This window comes from Comamonas sp. MYb396, from assembly GCF_037479555.1.
Classification (GTDB): Bacteria; Pseudomonadota; Gammaproteobacteria; order Burkholderiales; family Burkholderiaceae_C; genus Comamonas.
The window spans coordinates 147,584-169,150 of sequence record NZ_JBBGYU010000008.1 but is presented as its reverse complement, the minus strand read 5'-3'; the positions used below and the strand labels follow the sequence as shown (position 1 = coordinate 169,150).

At 65.6% G+C, this 21,567-nt stretch carries 17 protein-coding genes; 7 read left to right on the top strand and 10 right to left on the bottom strand.

Annotation, left to right across the window (positions count from 1 at the left end):
* Window positions 1–48: 48 nt before the first annotated feature.
* From WH265_RS18365 to WH265_RS18340, 6 genes are all read right to left on the bottom strand, one after another.
* The gene (locus WH265_RS18365; protein ID WP_312986615.1) at window positions 49–930 is read right to left on the bottom strand and encodes a branched-chain amino acid ABC transporter permease; all 882 of its coding nucleotides are present in this window, start codon (window positions 928–930) and stop codon (window positions 49–51) included.
* A 17-nt stretch (window positions 931–947) separates the two neighbouring features.
* A complete protein-coding gene (locus WH265_RS18360; protein ID WP_445228554.1) occupies window positions 948–1,697 on the bottom strand; it encodes an ABC transporter ATP-binding protein in 750 nt (249 codons plus the stop codon).
* A complete protein-coding gene (locus WH265_RS18355; protein WP_116925133.1) occupies window positions 1,690–2,463 on the bottom strand; it encodes an ABC transporter ATP-binding protein in 774 nt (257 codons plus the stop codon). Before WH265_RS18355 ends, WH265_RS18360 begins: the two co-directional genes overlap by 8 nt.
* A 14-nt stretch (window positions 2,464–2,477) precedes the next feature.
* Window positions 2,478–3,230 carry an SDR family NAD(P)-dependent oxidoreductase gene (locus tag WH265_RS18350; protein ID WP_339559210.1) on the bottom strand — a complete coding sequence of 251 codons (753 nt, stop codon included), beginning with the start codon at window positions 3,228–3,230 and terminating at the stop codon, window positions 2,478–2,480.
* Window positions 3,231–3,278: 48 nt separating this feature from the next.
* A complete protein-coding gene (locus tag WH265_RS18345; RefSeq protein WP_339559209.1) occupies window positions 3,279–4,199 on the bottom strand; it encodes an SMP-30/gluconolactonase/LRE family protein in 921 nt (306 codons plus the stop codon).
* A gap of 97 nt (window positions 4,200–4,296) precedes the next feature.
* Window positions 4,297–5,961 carry a long-chain fatty acid--CoA ligase gene (locus WH265_RS18340; RefSeq protein ID WP_339559208.1) on the bottom strand — a complete coding sequence of 555 codons (1,665 nt, stop codon included), beginning with the start codon at window positions 5,959–5,961 and terminating at the stop codon, window positions 4,297–4,299.
* 254 nt (window positions 5,962–6,215) lie between these two features.
* Between WH265_RS18340 and WH265_RS18335 the strand changes: the two genes are divergently transcribed.
* The 4 genes from WH265_RS18335 (at window position 6,216) to WH265_RS18320 (ending at window position 13,193) form a co-directional block, all read left to right on the top strand.
* Window positions 6,216–7,880, top strand: a complete 1,665-nt coding sequence (locus tag WH265_RS18335; RefSeq protein WP_339559207.1) for a flavin-containing monooxygenase — start codon at window positions 6,216–6,218, stop codon at window positions 7,878–7,880.
* A gap of 125 nt (window positions 7,881–8,005) precedes the next feature.
* A complete protein-coding gene (locus WH265_RS18330) occupies window positions 8,006–10,111 on the top strand; it encodes a 3-hydroxyacyl-CoA dehydrogenase NAD-binding domain-containing protein (RefSeq protein WP_339559206.1) in 2,106 nt (701 codons plus the stop codon).
* A gap of 48 nt (window positions 10,112–10,159) precedes the next feature.
* Window positions 10,160–11,344 (top strand): acetyl-CoA C-acyltransferase, encoded by a 1,185-nt coding sequence (locus WH265_RS18325; protein WP_339559205.1) that lies wholly within the window; start codon window positions 10,160–10,162, stop codon window positions 11,342–11,344.
* A gap of 1 nt (window position 11,345) precedes the next feature.
* Window positions 11,346–13,193 carry an acyl-CoA dehydrogenase gene (locus tag WH265_RS18320; protein WP_339559204.1) on the top strand — a complete coding sequence of 616 codons (1,848 nt, stop codon included), beginning with the start codon at window positions 11,346–11,348 and terminating at the stop codon, window positions 13,191–13,193.
* Window positions 13,194–13,333: 140 nt separating this feature from the next.
* Here the strand turns inward: WH265_RS18320 and WH265_RS18315 are convergent, their stop codons facing one another.
* Complete coding sequence (locus WH265_RS18315) at window positions 13,334–13,774, bottom strand: hypothetical protein (RefSeq protein ID WP_339537374.1); 441 nt, start codon at window positions 13,772–13,774, stop codon at window positions 13,334–13,336.
* Here WH265_RS18315 and WH265_RS18310 point away from each other — a divergent pair.
* Window positions 13,746–14,090 carry a hypothetical protein gene (locus WH265_RS18310; protein WP_339559320.1) on the top strand — a complete coding sequence of 115 codons (345 nt, stop codon included), beginning with the start codon at window positions 13,746–13,748 and terminating at the stop codon, window positions 14,088–14,090. The genes WH265_RS18315 and WH265_RS18310 overlap by 29 nt on opposite strands.
* Window positions 14,091–14,702: 612 nt before the next feature.
* On the top strand, window positions 14,703–14,957 hold the full coding sequence (locus WH265_RS18305) for a hypothetical protein (protein WP_312986628.1): 255 nt from the start codon (window positions 14,703–14,705) through the stop codon (window positions 14,955–14,957).
* A 90-nt stretch (window positions 14,958–15,047) separates the two neighbouring features.
* On the opposite strand, the gene proX is transcribed toward WH265_RS18305, so the two are convergent.
* A complete protein-coding gene (gene proX / locus WH265_RS18300) occupies window positions 15,048–16,058 on the bottom strand; it encodes a glycine betaine/L-proline ABC transporter substrate-binding protein ProX (protein WP_445228553.1) in 1,011 nt (336 codons plus the stop codon).
* Window positions 16,059–16,683: 625 nt separating this feature from the next.
* On the opposite strand from proX, the gene WH265_RS18295 reads away from it, so the two are divergent.
* Complete coding sequence (locus WH265_RS18295) at window positions 16,684–17,871, top strand: ankyrin repeat domain-containing protein (protein ID WP_339559203.1); 1,188 nt, start codon at window positions 16,684–16,686, stop codon at window positions 17,869–17,871.
* 405 nt (window positions 17,872–18,276) lie between these two features.
* Here the strand turns inward: WH265_RS18295 and WH265_RS18290 are convergent, their stop codons facing one another.
* Together WH265_RS18290 and WH265_RS24260 are read right to left on the bottom strand one after the other, a co-directional pair.
* A complete protein-coding gene (locus WH265_RS18290; RefSeq protein ID WP_339559202.1) occupies window positions 18,277–21,225 on the bottom strand; it encodes a beta strand repeat-containing protein in 2,949 nt (982 codons plus the stop codon).
* A gap of 104 nt (window positions 21,226–21,329) precedes the next feature.
* Window positions 21,330–21,542 (bottom strand): Lcl C-terminal domain-containing protein, encoded by a 213-nt coding sequence (locus WH265_RS24260; RefSeq protein ID WP_445228552.1) that lies wholly within the window; start codon window positions 21,540–21,542, stop codon window positions 21,330–21,332.
* Window positions 21,543–21,567 lie beyond the last annotated feature (25 nt).

Sequence of the window (21,567 nt, the reverse complement as noted above, 5' to 3'; positions counted from 1 at the left end):
AGACAAGAGCTTGGGTGGATGCCCAGGGAGCAGGGCGGTGCGGGCGCATCAGTGCGCTCTGCCAAACAGGCCGTTGGGGCGCACGGCCAGCACGATGATCATCACGATGAAGATGACCACGCCGGCGCCTTCGGGGTAGATGACGCGGGTCAGGCCCTCGATGGCGCCCAGCGCAAAGCCGGTGATGATCGATCCCATGATCGAGCCCATGCCACCGATGACGACCACGGCAAAGACGATGATCATCAGGTTGGAGCCCATCAGCGGGCTGACCTGGTAGATGGGGGCGGCCATGACGCCGCTGAAGCCGGCCAGGCCCACGCCCAGCGCATAGGTCAGGGTCAGCATGCGCGGCACATTGATGCCAAAGGTGCGCACCAGGGGCGTGTTCTCGTTGGCGGCACGCAGGTAGGCGCCCAGCTTGGTTTTTTCGATGAAGTACCAGGTCACCAGGCAGACCGCCAGGCCCGCCAGGATCACCCAGACGCGGTACATCGGCAAAAAGCTCAGGCCCACATCGATGCCGCCTTGCAGCGGGTTGGGGTAAGGCTGGCCGCTGACGCCAAACCACAGCCGGAACGCGCCCTCCATCAGGATCGAGATGCCGAAGGTAAGCAGCAGCGCGTAGACATGGTCCACCGCATACAGGTGGCGCAGCATGGTGCGCTCCAGCAGGATGCCGAAGGCCGCCACCACCAGCGGTGCCAGGATCAACGCCCACCAGTAGCTCAGCCCCAGGTAGTGCAGCAGGCCCCAGGCCACAAAGGCGCCCAGCATGTACTGCGCGCCGTGGGCAAAGTTCACCACATGCAGCAGGCCGAAGATGATCGACAGGCCCAGGCTCATCAGCGCGTAGAACGAGCCATTGATGAGGCCCACCACGAGCTGGCCGATCAGCGCGGCTGTCGGGATTCCGAAAATAGTATCCATCGTATTGTCTCCGCCTGTCACAGTCCCAGCAGCGCTTCGATCTCGTCGCGCCGCGTTTCCAGCTCGGCGCGGTGGAAGTGGCTGGCCACGCGCCCTTCCTCGATCACGTAGAAGCGGTCGGCCACCGATGCGGCAAAGCGGAAGTTCTGCTCCACCATCAGCACCGTGTAGCCGCGCGCGCGGATCATCTCCAGCGTCTGGCCGATCTTCTGCACGATGACCGGTGCCAGCCCTTCGGTGGCCTCATCGAGCAGCAGCAGGCGTGCGCCGGTGCGCAGGATGCGGGCAATAGCCAGCATCTGCTGCTCGCCGCCCGACAGGCGCGTGCCCGGGCTCTTGCGGCGCGCATGCAGGTTGGGGAAGACCTGGTAGATGTCTTCCACCGTCAGCCCGCCGGGGTGCAGCACGGGCGGCAGCATCAGGTTTTCTTCAGTGCTGAGGCTGGCAAAAATGCCGCGTTCTTCCGGGCAATAGGCCACACCCAGGTGGGCAATGGCCTCGGGCGGCAGGCCTTCGGTGGGTTGGCCCTGGATGCGGATCTGGCCCTCGCGCTTTTTGAGCAGGCCCATGATGGCGCGCAAGGTCGTCGTCTTGCCGGCGCCGTTGCGCCCCAGCAGGCAGACGACTTCGCCTTCGCCGACATGCAGGTCGATGCCGTCGAGCGCCAGGGTTTCGCCATACCAGGCGCGCAGGTTCTGCACCTGCAGCATCTGGCGCGGCGCGGTGTTGTTGTTGCCGTTGTTGGCGTTTTGGATGTTCTCAGGCATGGGCGGCCCCTCCGACATAGGCTTCAATGACCCTCGGGTCGCGCGATACCTCGTCATAGCTGCCTTCGGCCAGCACCTGGCCAGCCTGCAGCACGGTGACGGTTTCGCACAGATGCGATATCACCTTCATGTTGTGCTCCACCATCAGCACGGTGCGCCCCTGCGCCACCTTGCCAATCAGCTCCACCACCGGCCAGATGTCCTCATGGCCCAGGCCCGCCATGGGCTCGTCCAGCAGGATCATCTCGGGCTCCATCGCGATCGTGGTGACCAGCTCCAGCACGCGCTTGCGGCCATAGGGCAGGTCGCAGGCCTTGACGTTTTTCCAGCGCGTCAGGCCCACGCTGTCCAGCAGGTCCATCGCACGCTCGTCCAGCGCGCCCAGCACCTTGACCGAGCGCCAGAAGGTGAAGGTGCCGCCGGTCTTGCGCTGCAGCGCAATGCGCACGTTCTCCAGCACCGTCATGTGGCTGAAGACGGCCGCAATCTGGAACGAGCGCACGAGGCCCAGCGCCGACACGCTGGCCGGGTCGCTGCGCGAGATATCACGCCCGTTGAACAACACCTGGCCCGAGCTGGGGCGCAAGAAGGTGGTCAGCAGGTTGAAGCAGGTCGTCTTGCCGGCCCCGTTAGGGCCGATCAGCGCATGCACCGAATGGCGCTTGACTTTCAGGTTCACGTCCTTGACGGCATAGAAGCCGCTGAACTGGCGGCAGAGCTGGCGCGCCTCCAGGATGGGGGCATCGGCCTCGGGGGGAGCAGTCATTGCGGCGCCTCCGATCAGATGAAGGACTGGGTGGCGCCACCGTCGACCAGCATCGATTCGCCGGTGACAAAGCGGCTGTCGTCCGACGCAAAAAAGCAGGCGGCGCGGGCAATGTCCTGCACCGTGCCCAGGCGCCCCATCGGCGTCTTGGCGATGCGCAGCCGCACTTTTTCTGCATCGACATTGATGCCCACGCCTTCGGTGGGGATGGAGCCGGGGCAGACCGCGTTGACGCGGATGCCGCGTGGCCCGAGCTCCGCCGCTGCTGCGCGCGACAGGCCCAGCGCCCCGGCCTTGACGCCGCAATACACCATGCCCTGGGGCATGCCGATAAAGGCCGCCGCCGAGGCGATGTTGACGATGCTGCCGCCGTCGTCCATGGCTTCCGCTGCCGTCTGGATGCCCCAGACGATGGAGTTGAAGCCGGTGCCCACCATGCGCTGCAGCGCCTCGGGCGTGATGTCGGCAATCGGGCCGTAGCGCACCCAGATGGCGTTGTTGACCAGGATGTCAAAGCGGCCGTAGCGGTGCTTGAGATCAGCAATCGCGCTGCTGAAGCTGTCGCGGTCGGCCACATTGCCGCCATAGGCATGGGCGCGGCCGCCCTGGGCCACGATGGCTGCGGCCACCTCGGCGGCCTTGTCCTCGGCGCGGTCCAGAATGCCGACGCTGCCGCCCTCATCCGCGATGGCCTGGACGATGGCGCGGCCGATTCCTTGTGCGCCGCCGGTCACGAGTGCGACCTTGCCTGCAAAGCGTTGTGTCATGGTGTTTGTCTCCTGGTCTCAATAAAAATGGGGTGCGCCGCGCCGGTCTCAGCGCGGGCTCTGGCTGTCGTCAAAACGCGCTTCTTCCAGCCCCGTCAGGGCCAGGCCGTCGATGACGAAGACCGCCCCCGCATCCGGGTGGCTGGAGCGCAGCAGGTTGCCGCTGTTGCTGATCGAGGTGAGGTAGATGGTCTGCAGCGCCGGGCCGCCAAAGGCCGGGCAGGTGACGTAGGCATCAGCGGGAAAATCCACCGTGCCGACCAGCTCGCCACTGGGCGTAAAGCGGGCCAGCTGGCCGCTCAGCACCATGGCCACCCAGAGGTAGCCCTGGGCATCGACCGTGGCGCCATCGGGGGCCAGGCCCAGCGCGGCGGTATCAATAAAGGCCTCACGCGCACCGCAGGCGCCAGTGGCCGGGTCATAGGCATAGCGCCAGATCTGGCGCGCCGGGCTATCGGCAAAGTACAGCCAGCGGCCGTTGGGGCTAAAGCAGGTGGCGTTCGCCACCTGAAAACCCTGGTCCAGCTCGCGCAGGCGGCCATCGCCGCTCAGCTGGTAGAGCTTGCCGGTGGGGGACTGCGGCGTCATGCTCATCGAGCCGACCACAAAGCGGCCGCCCCGGTCGCAGCGCCCATCGTTCAGGCGCATGCGCTCGCCGCTGTGCTGTACCTGCACACCCATCGGCGTGATCTGGCCGCTGTCCGGGTCCAGAAAATGGAAGTCATCCTCCAGCGCCAGCAGCAAGCGCCCGCTGTGGCACAGCGCGATCGAGCCGATATGGGCATGCAGCGCCCACTGCTGCTGCCGGCCGTCTGCCGGCCAGTAGCGGTGTACCAGCTGGGCGCGGCCATCGATCCAGTACAGCGATTGCGTGGCCACATCCCACAGCGGGCATTCGCCCAGCAGATCGCGCTGGGGCAGCAGAGGATGGATGCGCGCGGCCGCTGCCTGCGCGGTGAGGGCGTTCATGTCTTGTCTCCTGGTGCGGTCGGCCAAGGCGGTGCCCTGGCTGCTGCGGGTGCGCCGGCCTTTCTAGGGGGCCGTGCGCGTACCGGGCGGGTTTTGGTTAGGTGGCGGCAGGTACAGAAGAGGTGGCCGTGGGCAGCTGGTAGCCTTTGAACTGCTCGCGCAGCCGGGTCTTGAGCAGCTTGCCGGTGGCCGTGTGGGGCAGCTCATCGACAAACTCCACCGCATCGGGCAGCCACCAGCGCGCCAGCCGGTCCTTCATAAAGTCCAGCACTTCCTGGCCGCTGACCTCGGTGCCGGGTTTGCGCACAATGACCAGCAGCGGGCGCTCCTGCCAGCGCTCGTGGTGCACGCCGATGACGGCGGCTTCCTTGACCGCGGGATGGGCCAGCGCCAGGTTCTCGATGTCGATCGACGAGATCCATTCGCCGCCGGACTTGATGACATCCTTGGCGCGGTCGGTGATCTGCACAAAGCCCTCGTCATCGATACGGGCCACATCGCCGGTGTTTAACCAGCCTTGCGCATCCAGCGCCGAGCCAGCGTCTTGCCCGTAATAGGCGGAGATGACCCAGGGGCCGCGCACGCGCAGCTCGCCAGGGGCTGGATCGCCGGGCGGCAGCTGCTGCCCCTCGTCATTGAAGATGGCCACATCCACGCCATACATGGGCCGGCCCTGGCGGGCGCGCACATCGATGCGCTCGTCGCGGGCCAGGGCCTCATGCTGGGGCAGCAGGGTGCTGACGGTGGCAACCGGGCTGGTCTCGGTCATGCCCCAGGCCTGGTTGGCGGTGACGCCCAGCAGGCTGTCGAACTGGTCGATCATCGCGCGGGGCGCGGCCGAGCCGCCCATCATGATGCGTTCGAGCTTCAAGGCCTCTTTGTCGGCAGCTGGCAGGCTCTCCACATACTGCAAAAAGCCCATCCAGACGGTGGGAACGCCCAGCGAGAAAGTGCAGCCCTCATCGCGCATCAGCTGGTAGAGCGCCTTACCACTCAAGTCCGGCCCGGGCAGCACCAGCTTGGCGCCGCACATGGCGCTGGCATAGGGCAGGCCCCAGGCGTTGACATGGAACATCGGCACGGTGAGCAGCACGCAATCGCGGGCGCGCAAGGCCAGCCCATCGGCCGCGCAGACCACCCAGGAATGCAGCACCGTGGATCGGTGGCTGTAGAGCACGCCCTTGGGGTTGCCGGTGGTGCCCGAGGTGTAGCACAGCGATGAGGCGCTGTCTTCGGCCAGCTCGGGCCAGTCAAAATCGCCCGCGTCCTCGGCCACCAGGTCCTCGTAGCACAGCAGGGGGGCGGGCAGGTCCATCGCGGGCATCTGCTCTGGCTTGCACAGCGCCACATAGGCCTTCACCGTTTTGAGGCTGGGCGCCAGCTCGGCCACCAGGCCGGCAAAGCTCAAGTCAAAGAACACATAGTCATCGGCCGCATGGTTGATGATGTAGCGGATCTGGTCGGCAAACAGGCGCGGGTTGACGGTGTGCAGCACCGCGCCAGCGCCCGACACGGCGTAGTACAGCTCCAGATGGCGGTGCGTGTTCCAGGCCAGCGTAGCCATGCGTGCACCGCTGGCCATGCCCTGGCGCAGCAGGGCCGCTGCCAGGCGCCGCGAGCGCTGGGACACGGTCAGCCAGTTCGAGCGCGTGAGCTCCCCGTCCGGGGTGCGGGAGACGACTTCCACCTGGGGATGAAAGCGTGCTGCATGTTCCAGCAAGCCGGAAATCCGCAGCGCGCGCTGCTGCATTAGCCCTTGCATGTTGCTCCTTGTTTTGTTTTATATACCTGTCGGCAGGTAAAAAGTTTAGCAGCCGCAGCAGCGTCGCAAGCCCGGGATTACCCTGGACTTGTCCCCTCCAAAACGCTTGCGGGGAAACCCTGTTGTTTACCGGTCGGCAAGTAGGCATGATGCAGCGAGAACAAGGTGGAGGCGAGCTGCCATCCCCTATCGAGCCGGTGCCCCGCTGCGGTGTGGCGGGGCGGCCGGCACCAGCCAGCAGGAGACAAAGAGCAATGGACAATCACACAATCCACCAGGTGGATGCGGTCATCGTGGGCGCCGGTTTTGGCGGTCTGTGCGCAGTGCACAAGTTCCAGGAGATGGGGCTGAAGATCCAGGCCTTCGAGGCCGGTGGCGATGTGGGCGGCGTCTGGTACTGGAACCGCTACCCCGGCGCGCGGGTCGATCTGCCCAGCATCGACTACAGCTTCTCCTTCTCGCCCGAGATCGAGCAGGAATGGACCTGGTCCGAGCAGTTTGCCGCGCAGCCCGAGCTGATGCGCTACTTCAACTTTGTCGCCGAGCGGCTGGACCTGCGCAAGCACTACCAGTTCAACACCCGTGTGGACAGCGCCCGCTGGGACGAGGCACGCCAGCTGTGGGTAGTGCGCACCAACCGGGGCGAATGCTATGAGGCGCGCTACTGCATCATGGCGACCGGACCGCTGTCGGTGCCGAAGGAGCCCGAGATTGAAGGCATTGAGCGCTTTGGCGGCCAGATCCTGCGTGCGGCGCGCTGGCCGCATGAGCCAGTGGATTTCAGCGGCAAGCGGGTGGGCGTGATCGGCACCGGATCGACCGGCATCCAGATCGTGCAGGAAGTGGGCAAACAGGCGTGTGAGCTGTTTGTCTTCCAGCGCACGCCGAGCTTTACGATGCCGATGCGCAATGTGCCGCTGGAGCCCGAGTACGTCGCCGAGGTCAAGCGCCACTATGCCGGCATCCGTGAGCTGGCGCGCAACAGCAATGTGGGTGGCGTGCGGCCTCAATCAAGCCGCCCCTTCTTCAGCGTGACGCCGGCGCAGCGCCAGGCGCTGCTGGAAGATGCCTGGCTGCAAGGCGGCCTGGCGATGCTGGGCACCTTTGCCGACCTGATGCAGAACGAGCAGGCCAATGAGGAAGTGGCCGAGTTTGTGCGCGGCAAGATTGGTGAAGCGGTAGACGACCCAGCCACCGCCGAGGCGCTGAAGCCGCGCGGCTACCCCATCTTTGCCCGCCGCCCCTGCCTCGATACCGGCTACTACGAAACCTACAACCAGCCCCATGTGCATCTGCGCGACTGCATCACCGACCCCATCGTCGCCATCACCGAGAAGGGCCTGCGCACGCAGTCGGGCGAGGTGGAACTGGATGTGCTGATCTTTGCCACCGGCTACGACGGCCTGACCGGCGCACTGCTGGCCTTTGAGGTGGAAGGGCGCGATGGCCTGACGGTGCAGCAGAAGTGGAAGGAGGGCGCGACCTCCTGCCTGGGCATCATGATGCATGGCTTCCCCAACCTGTTCATGACCACCGGGCCCAACGGCCCCTCGGCCCTGGCCAATGTGGTGCGCACCAGTGAGAACGATGTGGACTGGACGGCAGCCGCCATCCGCCACATGCAGGCCCATGGCCTTAGCAGCATCGAGCCCAGCGCGCAAGAGGAGCGGGCCTGGATGGACCTGGTCCATTCGCTGGCGCCGCGCACCTTGCTGTCCAAGGCCAAGACCTGGTATGTGGGCGCCAATGTGCAAGGCAAGGCCCCGGGCCTGACCATGTTTACCGGCGGCTTTCAGAAGTACCGCGAACACTGCTTGGCTGCCATCCAGAAGGGCTTTAGCGGCTACCACTTTGCGCAGAAGCGCGACCGCGAGCGCGCGGCAGACGCCAGCGCAACAGTGGAAAACGCCACGCACTGATAACCTGGGTCTCCAAGCTCCCTGGGTGTTTGAACGGCCTGTCTGCTGGCCGATCCGCACTGGGGGCTGTGCCTGCCTGCGCCCTGCAACGGGGCATTTTTATCTTCCACCAAGAGCTGCCAGCCATGAGCAACGTCACCTTTCACAGCGCAGACGGGATAGGCCGTATCTGCATCTCCCACCCGCCATTGAACCTGTTCTCGCACAGCCTGCTGACGGGGCTGAGCGCCGCGCTGGCACAGTTTGAGGCCGATGCCTCGCTGCCGCTGCTGCTGATCTACTGTGAGGGCCAGTCCTTTGTTGCGGGCGCGGACATTGCCGAGTTCAACAACCCGGCGTTTTCTGCCGAGGCCATCAATGCGCTGCTGAACCGTATCGAGGCGCAGACGCGCCCTGTTGTGGTGGCCCTGCATGGGACGGTATTTGGCGCTGGCATGGAGCTGGCCTTGGCCTGCCACTACCGCGTGGCACAAAAGGGAAGCAAGCTGGGCCTGCCCGAGGTGAAGCTGGGCATTCTGCCCGGCGCAGGCGGCACCCAGCGCCTGCCGCGCCTGGTGGGCGCAGCGCTGGCGCTGGACGTGATGCTGAGCGGCCGGCCGGTGCCCGCGCAAGAGGCGCTGGGCAGCGGCATCGTCGATGCGGTAGAAGAGGGTGAACCGCTGGCGTTGGGCCTGGCCTTTGGCCGCCAGCTGCTGGCCAAAGGCGGCCAGCCGCGCCGCTTGAGCGCGCAAACTGCCCCGCCCGGCGAGCACAGCCAGGCGATCGCGGCAGCGCTGGAGGCCGCGCGCCAAAGCCCGCAGTACCCCGCCAAGGAGGCCATCGTGCTCTGCGTGCAGCAGGCGCTGACCGCTGACTTTGCCAGCGGCGCCCGCGCCGAGGCCGAGGCCTTCAACCGCTTGCTGCCATCGGCGCAATCGCGCGCACTGCGCCATCTGTTTTTTGCGCAGCGCCGCAGCCGGCAGATTCCGGGTCTGGAGCGGCAGGTGCCGGTTGGCAAGATCGAGCAGGTGGGCATTCTGGGGGCCGGCACCATGGGCAGCGGCATTGCGATGTGCTTTTTGAATGCCGGCATCCGCACCGTGCTGGTGGACGCCGCAGCTGCTGGGCTGGAGCGCGGGCTGCAGCTGATCCGCTCGACCTACGAGGCCCAGGTGGCCAAGGGCCGCATGGGCGCTGAGCAGGCCAGCGCGCGCTTGGCGCTGCTGACCACGTCACTGGACGACCAGGCCCTGGCGCCCTGCGACCTGGTGATCGAGGCGGTGTTTGAGGACATGGCCCTCAAGCTGCAGGTCTGCCGCCGCTTGGGCGAGGTCTGCAAACCCGGCGCCATCATCGCCAGCAATACCTCGACCCTGGATGTGGATGCGCTGGCCCAGGCGACAGGGCGGCCTGCCGATGTGGTGGGCATGCACTTTTTCAGCCCGGCCAACATCATGCGTTTGCTGGAGGTGGTGCGCGGCGCGCAAACTGCTCCGCAGGTGCTCAAGACCGTTATCGACCTGGCTGGCAAGATCGGCAAGACGCCGGTGGTATCGGGCGTCTGCTTTGGCTTTATTGGCAACCGCATGGCCGAGGTCTACCTGCGTGAGGCCGAGTTCTTGCTGATGGAAGGCGCCACCCCCGCACAGATCGACGAGGCCGTGCAGGCGCTGGGCCTGGCGATGGGCCCTTGCCGCATGCTGGACATGGCCGGGCTCGATGTGGGCGCCAAGACCGTTATCGAATGCGACAAGGCCGGCGGCCTGCCGCCCGATGCCAGCTACCGCGCGGTGGTGCGCAAGATGTTTGCGCTGGGCCGCTTTGGCCAGAAAACCGGCCTGGGCTACTACCGCTACGAGGGCCGCAATGCGCTGCCTGACCCGGAGGCTGGCCGTATCGCCGACGAGCTGGCGCAGGCGCATGGCATTGCCCAGCGCAGCGATATTGCGGCTCAGGAGATGGTCGAGCGCCTGCTGTACAGCATGGTCAACGAGGGCTGCAAGATTCTGGACGAGGGCATTGCCTACCGCGCCAGCGATATCGATGTGGTCTGGGCGGCGGGCTATGGTTTTCCGGATTTTCGGGGCGGGCCCATGTTCATGGCCGAGGAGATTGGCCTGACGCAGATCGTTGCGCGGCTGGAGCACTATGCCGCCAGCCGGGGCAACCGCTATGGCTACTGGACGGTGTCGCCACTGCTGCAGCGGCTGGCCGCACAGCGCCAGGGCTTTGACAGCCTGCAAGCCGCCTGAAGGCAAGAACCTCTGCGCCTGAACCCATCACCATCGAAGAGCACCGCCATGAAAGACGCCGTCATTGTTTCCACCGCCCGCACGGGCATCGGCCGGGCCTACAAGGGCTCGCTCAACCACACGCGCTCGCCCCAGATGATGGGCCACGCCATCGAGCACGCGGTGGCGCGCGCCGGGGTGGACCCGGCAGAGGTGGACGATGTCGTGGTCGGCTGCGTGCTGACAGCCGGCACGGCCGGCATGAACCTGGCACGCAATGCCTTGCTGGCCGCAGGCCTGCCAATAAGCGTGGCCGGGCAGACGATTGACCGGCAATGCGCCTCGGGCTTGATGGCGATTGCCACGGCGGCCAAACAGGTGCTGGTCGATGGCATGCAGGTGGTGGTGGCGGGCGGCTGCGACAACATCACGGCCGTGCAGACCCCCTATATGGAATGGGCCAGCCGCGAGCGCGACCCGGCCGTCACAGCGCATGCCGCCCATGCCTATATGCCGATGCTGCAAACGGCCGAGCATGTGGCGCGTAAATACCGCATCAGCCGCGAGGCGCAGGATGCCTATGCGCTGGAGTCGCAGCTGCGCACCGCGCGCGCCCAGGCCGCTGGCCTGTTTGACCGCGAGATCGTGCCCTTCAGCACCCAGATGGCGGTGACCGACAAGCTCACGAAGGAAGTCAGCCTGCACGACGTGACGCTGGCCCGCGACGAAGGCAACCGCCCCGACACCAGCCTGGCAGGGCTGGCCGCGCTCAAGCCGGTGATCGAGGGCGGCGTCATCACCGCCGGCAATGCCAGCCAGCTGTCGGATGGGGCCTCGGCCTGCGTGGTCATGGATTCGGTGCTGGCCGAGCGCCGGGGCCTGGAGGTGCTGGGCATTTACCGGGGCATGGCAGTGGCTGGCTGCGCGCCCGAAGAGATGGGCATCGGCCCCATTTATGCGATCCCCAAGCTCCTGGCCCAGCATGGCCTGCGTGTGCAGGACATTGGCCTGTGGGAGCTGAACGAGGCCTTTGCCTGCCAGGCACTGTACTGCCGCGACCAGCTGGGCATCGATCCAGCCTGCTTCAATGTCAACGGCGGCGGCATCTCCATCGGCCACCCCTATGGCATGACGGGCGCCCGCATCGCCAGCCATGCCTTGCTGGAAGGCAAGCGCCGGGGTGTGCGCTATGTGGTGGCCACCATGTGCGTGGGTGGCGGCATGGGAGCGGCAGCCTTATTTGAGGTCGCGTAAGATGCAACTCGACTACGCCAGCATCCGCCAGACCCTGGATTTTTTGCTCTACGACTGGTTAGAGGTAGAAGCGCTCAGCCGCCATGCGCGCTATGCCGGCCATGACCGCCAGACCTATGGCGCCGTGCTGGACATGTGCGAGCGCCTGGCTGCTGACAAGTTCGAGCCCTTCAACCGCCTGGTGGACCAGCAGGAGCCGCATTTTGACGGCCAGCAGCTGCATCTGCCCGATTGCACACCGGCGGCCTGCGCCGCCTATGCCGAATCGGGCATGCTGGCGGCATCGCACGACTACGCGGTGGGGGGGATGCAACTGCCCTGCGTGGTCGATATGGCGGCCAACAGCATGGTCTCGGCCGCCAGCATTGCGCTCAAGGCCTATTCAATGCTGACAGCGGCCAATGCCGGCCTGCTGATGGCGCACGGCACGCCGGCTCAGCAAAAGGCCTTTGCGCTGCCCCAGCTGCAAGGCCGCTTTTTTGGCACGATGAACCTCAGCGAGCCCCAAGCCGGCTCCAGCCTGTCGGACATCACCACACGTGCCGTGCCCGATGGCGGCGACCATGCCGACGACCCGCTGGGCCCGCGCTACCGGCTGACGGGCCGCAAGATGTGGATCTCCGGCGGCGAGCATGCGATGGGCGAGAACATCGTCCACCTGGTGCTGGCCAAGGTGCCCGACGACAGCGGCCAGCTGCCTGCCGGTGTGGGCGGTATCTCGCTGTTCATCGTGCCCAAAGTCCTGGTCGATACCGAAGGCCGGGTGACTGGCGAGCGCAACGACATTGCGCTGGCCGGGCTGAACCACAAGCTGGGCTACCGGGGCACCGTCAACACCTTGCTGCACTATGGCGAGCAGGGCGGGGCCGTTGGCTACCGCGTGGGCGCGCTGGGCGCGGGCCTGCAGTGCATGTTCCACATGATGAACGAAGCGCGCATCCAGGTGGGGCTGGGCGCCACCATGCTGGGCTATGCCGGCTACCTGCAATCGCGTGACTATGCCCGCCAGCGCCCGCAGGGCCGCCCGGTGGCTGCCGGCCAGAAGGTGGTAAAGAACGCGCAGCAGCCCCAGGTGCCGATTGCCGAGCATGCCGATGTCAAGCGCATGCTGCTGGCGCAAAAAAGCTATGCCGAAGGCGCGCTGGCGCTGCAGCTGTACTGCGCCAAGCTGGTCGATACGCAGCGCGCCGGTGCGCCGCAGCAGGCCGATGCCGCCCAGCTGCTGCTGCAGGTGCTCACCCCTATCGCCAAAAGCTGGCCCAGCCAGTGGTGCCAGGAGGGCAACAGCCTCGCCATCCAGGTGCTGGGTGGCTATGGCTATACGCGCGACTATGCGGTGGAGCAGCACTGGCGCGACAACCGGCTCAACATGATCCACGAAGGCACGCACGGCATCCAGGCCCTCGACCTGCTGGGCCGCAAGCTGCGCATGGATGGCGGCGCCGCCTGGGCCTTGCTGCAAGCCGAGATTGCGAAAACCGTCGCCACTGCCCGGTCGGTGCCCGCATGCGCCCCCTGGGCCGATCGCTTAGATGCGGCCACCCAAGCCCTGCAAGCCGCCACCGACGCGGCCTGGGCCAGCGGCAATGCCCAGCTGGCCCTTGCCAACGCCACCGCCTACATGACCGCCTTCGGCCATGTCACGCTGGCCTGGCTGTGGCTGGATGTCGCGCTCAAGGCGCATGGGCGCATGGCGGCCGCTGATGCCGGGCAGCAGGCCTTTTTGCAGGGCAAGCTGGATTGCGCGCGCTACTTTTACGCGTATGAGCTGCCGCTGGTGCAGGCCTGGCTGGCGCCGGTGATGGCGGGGGAGGCGCTGTTTGTGGAGCTGGGGGGGAGTGGGTTTTGAGCCCTGGGGAAAGGGCGGGGCAGGGTGCCGAAGGGCTTGCATCCGCGCTCAGCGCATGGTGCAGGTGCTGGCGGCGGGTTGGGCTCTATTGGTTGATGGGCCGCTCAAGCCTGCCAATAGGGCCTCTGCGGGCGGCGCACTTATACCTTGGCGAGGAAGGCCGCCGCATCACCTGCTTCACACTTCCAGTCTGCGAAGACCCCCACCAGATCGCATTCCACGCAGTGGCAAGCGATGTAGTACCAGCGCACGTCATGGGTGCCCTGGTACACGGAGACGCCGGACACCAGCTCGAACACCTCGTTCTCGCACACGCAGGCGTGCCCCTCGGGGGTGGCCTCTTCCATGTAGTCGGCGCTGTCGCCCATCAGGTGCTCCTGCCCGCAGTCGGAGCAGGTGCGGATGGCAACGCCGGCTTCTTCGTCGGTCTGCAGTGCAAAAGTCCGGGAGCCGCACTCGCATTTGGACGAGGCAAACCGGGTGGCCTCATGGCCATTTGCAACGCTGTAGCTGCGCAGCTCGGCTTGGGTGTCGCCCGACGTCGTCCCGTACATGAACTCGCCCTTTTTCGTCAGTGCCATTGGTGTTGTTCCATTCTTCAAAGTGGGCTTCCCGGCAGACCTGGTGCCAGGTTTGCCCCGATCATCTGGATTTTGCCTGAATTGGCCGATCCCAGACGGTTGCAATGACACCTACCGTGATCGCAAGCACTGGCCGGATGTGTCGCGGCTACAGGCTCGCTTTGCCGGCGTTTTTCAACGCGGCCATGGCTTTGATGACTTCATTCCTGAAGGTCTGCTGCCACTGCGCCGACCAGTCTCTTGGCCGTCCTTGCTCTTCCCATGCGGCCAGGGCACTCACCATCTCTGCATCCAGCCAGGCATCGGCATAGCGTGAGTCAGTCGACGGATCTTTGGCCGCCGCAACAAACGCTGCGAAAGGAGAACATGCTCTGTGTTGCCCACGTAGCGCGAGACTCAAAGGTGTTTAAATCCAACTTGTCCTCCAATGCCTGCTATTGGGCGGCCTTGCGCTTTTGACAGCATGACAATTGCACCATCCCAGCGTGGAGACGATAGACGCGTATGCTATGCGCCCACCACCCAATGGAAATCGCACAACATGCGACGGATGGGTTCCTATACCTCGGATTCACTAAAAGGAAACAACGCCTGTGGAGCAATATCGCTTTGGGCCTATGCAAGCGCGGACCCTCCCGGTGTTGCCGGAGGGCTGTGTGCAGCACCTGGCCGATCACTACAGCAGTGCCTGGCGCGGCACGGCCCTGCGCCTGGGATGCAACGGACGCGCTGGATGTTATGCCGGACTGGCAGCCAGACCGTACGCCCATGCGTTGCCTGGCATCGCGCGCAGCGGGTGTGGGCCAGCGAGATGCGGTAGTGCGGCATTCCTTTGCGAAGCGCTGGCCCTTTGGGCCTTTGCCAAGTCAGTGAGCAGGTGATGGGCCTCCCGAATACCCCGAGCCGCCGGCGACCGTGGCTGCAGTCGATGGCAGCCCTCGCCATCGCGGCCTTGATCGGCTGGGGTTGCATGGTTGGCGCGACTGAAGTGGTGGAGAGCTTGCGCTCCGGGGTGCTCAACAACCGCAAAGGACCTGACATCCTTGCCGCCGAGCAGCCTGTCGTTTACTGGGCTTTGATCAGCTTCTACACGGCGGCAACGCTGAGCGCCGCCGGCTTGGCGCTTTTGGTGACGGCCATTGCAGTGCGCGATCTGATCCGTGCACAAGGCGCTGATCAATAAGCGCGTGGTCGACACGCCAGGCGGCCTGCGTGGGTGTTGCCGAGGTGTAGAAGTGCAGGCCCAACGCCCAGCGTTCAGAGCAAACCCAGGTCAGCTTGCGGCGGCCTTCAGCGCAGTCTCGATCCAGCCATCAAAGGTCTTTTGGTTGGCCTTGATCCAGCTGTCCGTGTGGCGCTCCACATCCTGCTGGCGGTTCTCGCCGTCGTGCATCCGACGGTTTTGCTCGCTGATGTCCCCGATGGGCAGCGACATGATCTCAAACAGCTTGGCGGCGGCGGGGTTCTTTTCGACAAAGGTCTTGTTCGCCACGATGTATTCGTTGTTGACAGGGAAGCCATAGTTCTTGCCGTTGGACAATTGGGTGTCCGTGCCGGCCTGTACACCGGGCATGGCCGAGAACGGCACTTCCAGCCAGACAACGTCCTTGCCCGAGCGCAGCACATTGCTCAACCAGTAGGGGGTCCAGGCGTAGAACAGCACCGGCTTGCCTTGCTGATAACGGGCCAGCGTGTCCGAGATCAGCGCGGGGTAGTTGCCCTGGGTGTAGTTCACCGTGCCTTGCAGCTTGAAGGCGGCGAGCTGGTGGTTCACCACGGCTTCGCCACCCCAACCGGCGCTGGGTCCGACCAGATCGGCCTTGCCGTCGCCGTTGGTATCGAAGAGCCGGGCCAGCTTGGGGTCGCTGAGCTGGCTCAGGTGGGTGATCCCGTACTGATCGGCTGTCTTCTTGTCGATCATGTAGCCCTGGGCGGCGCCGGCTGCGTACACACCCTTGCGCGACAGTTTGGCGTCGCCCCCTACGCTTTTGTAGAACTCCGAGTGGTGCGGATTCCAATGGTTGGCCATGAAGGTGGCGTCTCCGCGCGCAACGGCCAGATGCGCCAGCGGGTACTCGACCTCCTTGACGGGCTGCACGTCATAGCCAAGTTTGGTGAGTGCACGCGTGACCAGCAGGGTCTGGAAGGTTTCCTCGGCCAACGAACTTTGCAGGGGCAGCACCTTGACGCCCTTGCCGGGCAGATCGCCAGCGTGGCTGGACAGTCCAAGGGCCAGCAGGGCGCTGGCGAGCAGGGTGCGGGCAAAGTGTCGGGTGTTCATCATGCGGTGTATTTCCTATACAAGCGGGTGGAGAAAGCGAGCTAGGCTCTTGGCGCCACGCAAGCGCCTGAGCCGAGCTCAGGGAGGTCTCTGGCGCCATGGCGGCAAGCCTGCGGCAATGCAATGCAGTGCGCTGGGCGGTAGCCGCCCAAGCCAAGGCAGCCACGTTCCACAGCCGCAAGGCAGGCGCTAAAGACGGCGAGACAGACGGCGCAAGCAAGGCCTGCCGATCGTGGATCGGCGTCCAGCGAGAGGGACAAGGCTTGGGTTGACGACGCAGGGCGGTGGGGCAGCAGCACCCCACGCAAGAAAATAGGTACCGCGACGGGACGCAAGCTGGTCCGCGAGTAGTACCGAAGCGCCAACATGCTCTGTTGGCTTTAAGAAGCTAATAAATATAACTCCCGAGTCTAAAGCAGTCAAGGCTTGCGCGGCGTTTATCCGGTGCGCTGCGGGGCTTGGAGGGGGCGGGGGAGGGGCACCGCCAGAGATGGGGTAAGTGCTCTCCGATTGGAGTTCCGGGCTCCGGCGCAGGGTTCTCTCACTCCACATCACTCGCCCATGGCAGGGGCCCTAAACTTCAGGTCCATCACTCCTTCCATGTACGACCGGCTCGCAGTCCCCTCCCATGCCACAGCTTGCTTCTGGAACCTCTATCCCTGGCTCAGCCGGCGCAGGCAACCAGGCCGCCGCGCGCGGCGATATCCGCACGCTGGCCGCGTTGGCCGAAGCGGGCGACGACCTGTCGGCCCTGTGGAACATTCGCACGCCGCTGATCGAGGCGGTGATCGCCCAGCAGGCGGAGGTGGTCGGGTGGTTGCTGGCGCGCGGTGTTGCGCTCAACACCCCCGATGCCGTGATGGGCTGGACGGCCTTGGGCTGGGCTGCCAGCGGCAATGAGGCCGCACTGGTGCAGGCCTTGCTGGCCGCCGGCGCCGATACCGAGCACCAGGCCGACGAGCAAGGTCGCACGCCGCTGATGGCCGCCGCCCAGGCGGGTGGCGACGAGGCGGTGACCCTTTTGCTGGCCGCTGGCGCGCTGGTGGCTGCCCAGGACGGCCTGGGCGCGACCGCTGCCGACTTGGCGCGCCGCAACGGCTTCGAAGCCTTAGCCGCGCGGCTGGATGCCTTGCTGCCCCCCGAGCTGCAAGCGGCTGCGCCAGCGCCGCCCAGCGGCACCTTGCCTTGGCCCGACGAACCGCTGGCTGTGCTGCACTGGCCCGATGACTTCCCCACGTTTCAGCAGCCCAACTGGCGGAGCCTGGCCAGCGGCGAGGACTCGTCGTTTGACAGCGCCTTTCACGCCGCGCTGGCCGACCGACTGGGCCCCGCCTTTGTCAGCCCCACGGCGGCGCTACGCAGCTGGGTGCATGCCATGAACCACTGGGAGCGCGCGGCGAGTCAGGCCATCGCTGGCGCCCGGGGCGCCGAGGATCAGGACATGGGCGTGATGTGGCAGCAGCTGGCGGGCGCGATGGCCCTGCGCCAGGCCTATGCCACGCCGCGCCCGCGCAAGTACCCGCGCATCTCCATCAGCGCCAAGCCCGATTTGCCGCTGCACCTGGACCTGCTGGCGCTGGAGTGGCCAAGCGCTGACCAATGCACCATCACCACCCAGCACCGCATGCTCCCCGTGGACGAGCCCGAGTCGACCGACACCCATGCGGGCGCGACCACGCGCGGGGAATTCTTCTCGAACCGCTGGCCCATCGTGGAGAGCCGCTTCACGTTGCTGCGCAAGGCCGGCCAGTGGCGCATCGACCGTTGGCAGCAGCGCTACCAGGGCAGCAGTACCTGGGATAGCCAGGTCCTGTGAGCCCGCGCAAGCTGGGTCTTTGGGCGGTTTGAAGGGCGCGTGATCTTCTCCAGGTACAGGCGTAGGCTGCAGTTCAACGGGGTGGGATTGTTTGCAGTCAGAGCCAGACACCGGCCCGCGCTGGCGAGAGCGCATCTGGGCCTGGTCCGAAGTTGCCTGGTGCGCAGGTAGCCACCATAGGAGTGGCTCTACCGTGCCTGATATTTCGCTGACGCGCATGGAGCGGGGCGTCCATATAGGCGCTTAGTTGCAGTATGTTGGGTAGCGGCTGTTTTGTACCGGTGCGCCTTGCAATCGACTGCGGCAGGGGCGGGCTGTTCGCTGTATCCGTAATGGCCAGCGAACCTTGTGCAGGCAGCGTTGGCCCCACGGGCCACACGCGCATCGCTCGCGGTTGCCCACTGGTCATTGCTGGCCCTCTTTGCGGTTGGTGCGCCTGGCAACCACGGCCCCACCGGCTAGCAGCAGCACCAGCAAAACCAGCTCCGCGTGGCCCAGGGTGGGCACTGCCGTGGGTGCAGCCGCAGCCCCTGGAAGGCGCAGCGGGGCGCTGGGGTCGTCGATGCGGCCTGCCGTGCTGTCGTTGTCGCCATCACCGTTGTCGCTCACGCTGTAGCTCATGACATCGCCCACCATGCCAGCCCCTGTAAGGGCGTACCATCCGGTCGTGGTGGTTGGGGTAGCACCAGTCATTTGGGTGTGCGGGCCGTATTTGTAGGCCGCCAGGCCAGCCAGGCTGCCGCTGGGGTAGACGGTGCGCACCTGCACGCTGCTGCAACTGCCGCCTAAGCCGCCGTCTTTCACTGCAAAGCGCAGCAGGCCCAGCGGGGCGGTGGCATCTGGGGGCAGTTGATCGGCCTGTGTGGCGGCGGCTATGGTTGGCGCTACATCCAGCAGGCAGCCGGCCGGGCCACTGATACTTACCTGCGCGGTGCCGCTGGCACCAGCGCCCGTGCTGGGCAGGGGCACGCTGGCGGGGTTCACCGTCAGCGTCTGCACACTGCTGGTGGCGTCCTGGTTGTTGCTGTCGCCCGCGTAGCTGGCATTGATTGGGTGATCGCCCGCCAGCAGCAGGCCAGGCACCGAGCAGCTTGCCGTGCCAGTGCCATCTACCCGAGCGCTGCACAGGGTTACGCCGTCATCGCTAAAGCTGACGGTGCCCGTTGGATTGGTGGCCCCGGCCAGGGCAGCGCTCATATTGGCACTGCCGCCCAGGGTGATGGTGCTGAGGCTGGCCGGTGCCAGGGCCAGCGTTGGGGCGGTAGGATTGGTGGTTACGGCAATGCTCAGCGCCACCGTGTTGTAGTTGGCCGAGTCTGTTGGCGTGAAGGTGGCGGGGTAGCTGGATGTGCCCGCGCCGCTGGGTGCGGTGGTTGCATCCACCCACGCAAAGCTGCCGTCCACGCCCGCGCCGCTGGGTGTCGAACTCGCCAGCGTCTGCCCGTAGGTAATCGGCGTGGCCTGGGGGCTGGTGATCACCGGCGTGATTTTGCTAGCTGTCACCGCAGATGAATTCAGCACCCCGCCATAGCCAGTGGCCGATACCTGCACGCTGATGGCCTGGCCAATATCCGCCGTCACCAGGGTGTAGGTGCTGGCCAGGGCCGCCTCGATAGGCGTGCCGCCGCGCAGCCATTGGTAGGCCAGCGTACTGCCCGCTGGGGTGCCGGTTGCACTGGCCGTTAGCACCTGCTTCACCACGGGCGAGCCGCTGATGTCGATGGTGCCCGTTAGTAGCGGCAGCGCCTGCACGCTGAGCGATGTGAGTACCCCGGCATAGAGGGCTGAACCCACCTGAACGCTGATGGATTGGTTCGCATCGGCGGCGGTCAGCGTATAGCTGGCATCGGTTGCCCCCGCAATTGCGCTGCCATCGCGCAGCCACTGGTACGACAGCGCGCCTGGCTGCACTTGCAATATGCCCGCGGTGTTCACCCCCAGGCTCTGCCCCACGACCGCCGATCCGCTGATCGCCACGCTGCCGGTGAGCGGATACGCAAAGGTCACCACCACCGTCGTGTCTTGTGTCAAACCGCTGGCCGTATAGCTGCCCGGCGTACCAATGCCCATGCCATTCACGCTGACCTGCTTGATCACCGACCCGCCGATAGGGGTAAAAGTGAAAGACATGTTCGCCTTGCCAGTGATCATCCATACGCCCGTTGGACTGACCGTGCCGGCGCCAGACGAGGTCGCGTCTTTCGACACCGACAGTCGGTACATGCCGCTGATGGCCTGCGCCGCACCCGACCCCATGCCAGAAGTGCCACCTGCACCCACAGGTGCGCCTGGATCGGTTGCCCCCGAGGCAGAGCCGCCACCATAGGCCGTCACCGCGCTGTCGCTACCAATCGTCACCGTGCCCCCTGCGCCTGCGCTGCGGCCATCCTTGCGATTCGAGCCACCCCCGCCAATGCCCGCGCCCGACCAGCGCCCACCGTTGGCGTTTACCACGCTTTCGCCATCAATAGTCACTGTGCCACCGCTACCGCCCTCAGCATAGGCACCGCCCCCGCCAATGCCGGCACCCGCCGCATAGGTGCCTTGGCCACCCGTGGCCGTAACCGTGCCGCCGTGGATGGCAAGTGTGCCACCCGCGCCCGCAGTTGCCTTGCTCGACCCGCCCCCGCCAATGCCCGCGCCCGAGGCCGCCGCGTTGCCGCCTGTCGCCGTCACGGTTCCGCCATTGATCGTGACCGTGCCGCCCGCACCACCGTTACCCTCGCTGGACGCACCGCCGCCAATGCCCGCGCCGGATGCAAACCCTCCTCCACCGCCCGTGACCGTGACCTCGCCGCCATTGATGGTGATCGTGCCTGCCGTGCTGCCCGGGTTCCAGTAGGAGCTTGCGCCGCCAATGCCCGCCCCGCCGGGGTTGCCGGAATCCCCCACCCCTGCTGCAGCCACCAGTGCACCCATGCCCGCACCGGTGGACTGCGCCGTAATCGTCAGGCGGTTCGCGCCAGAAACATCAATCCCCGCGCCACCGGCTGCTGTGCCTGTCACGTTCATCTGACAGCCATCTGCTAGGATCAATGTCACATCGCCTTGAACCGTGAGTGTGCCCGTGTAGGCTACCGCCGTGCCCGCATTGCACACATACCAGCCGCTGGACAGGGTGGCTGCGCCCCCGCCGGTAATCAGCTCAGTCGCCGTGGCCGCGGTTTGCAATGTGCCGCTGGCATCCAGGTACGGCACATTGGTAGCCGCCTGCGCAGGGACCAGCTCCAAAACCGCCAGCACGGCCACCAACCCCGACAGCGCGGCGCGCCGGACAAATGCAGCGCCATATGAATGGCAGGCGCGCAGAGTGGAAATCAGGCGCTGGCAGTAGTCCAGGTAATAAATGGTCATGAGGTGCTTTCAGGCAACGGTTTAAAACACGTCTTACGCAAGAAGGCCGCAGTCACTGGCTCTGGCCAAAGGCCAAGCCCGTTGTTCATCGCAGTTTGCGTAAGTCATTTTGCGGATGTCCAAAAGGTAGTCGTCGGAGTGTCTGGAAATGCGTTGGCGTCAATGGTAGTGACGACAAGCAGAGGCACAAGGGATTCCAACTCCTTGATATTGGGTGACCGCCAATCGGAATACCCCAGATACCTGTTGTCATTGCCGGACTTCACTTCCGCGAGCGCTTGGTCCCAAGCGTAGAAGCCATAGCTGTTGTGTCGCATGTGCCATTCCTGTTGCTTGCACCGA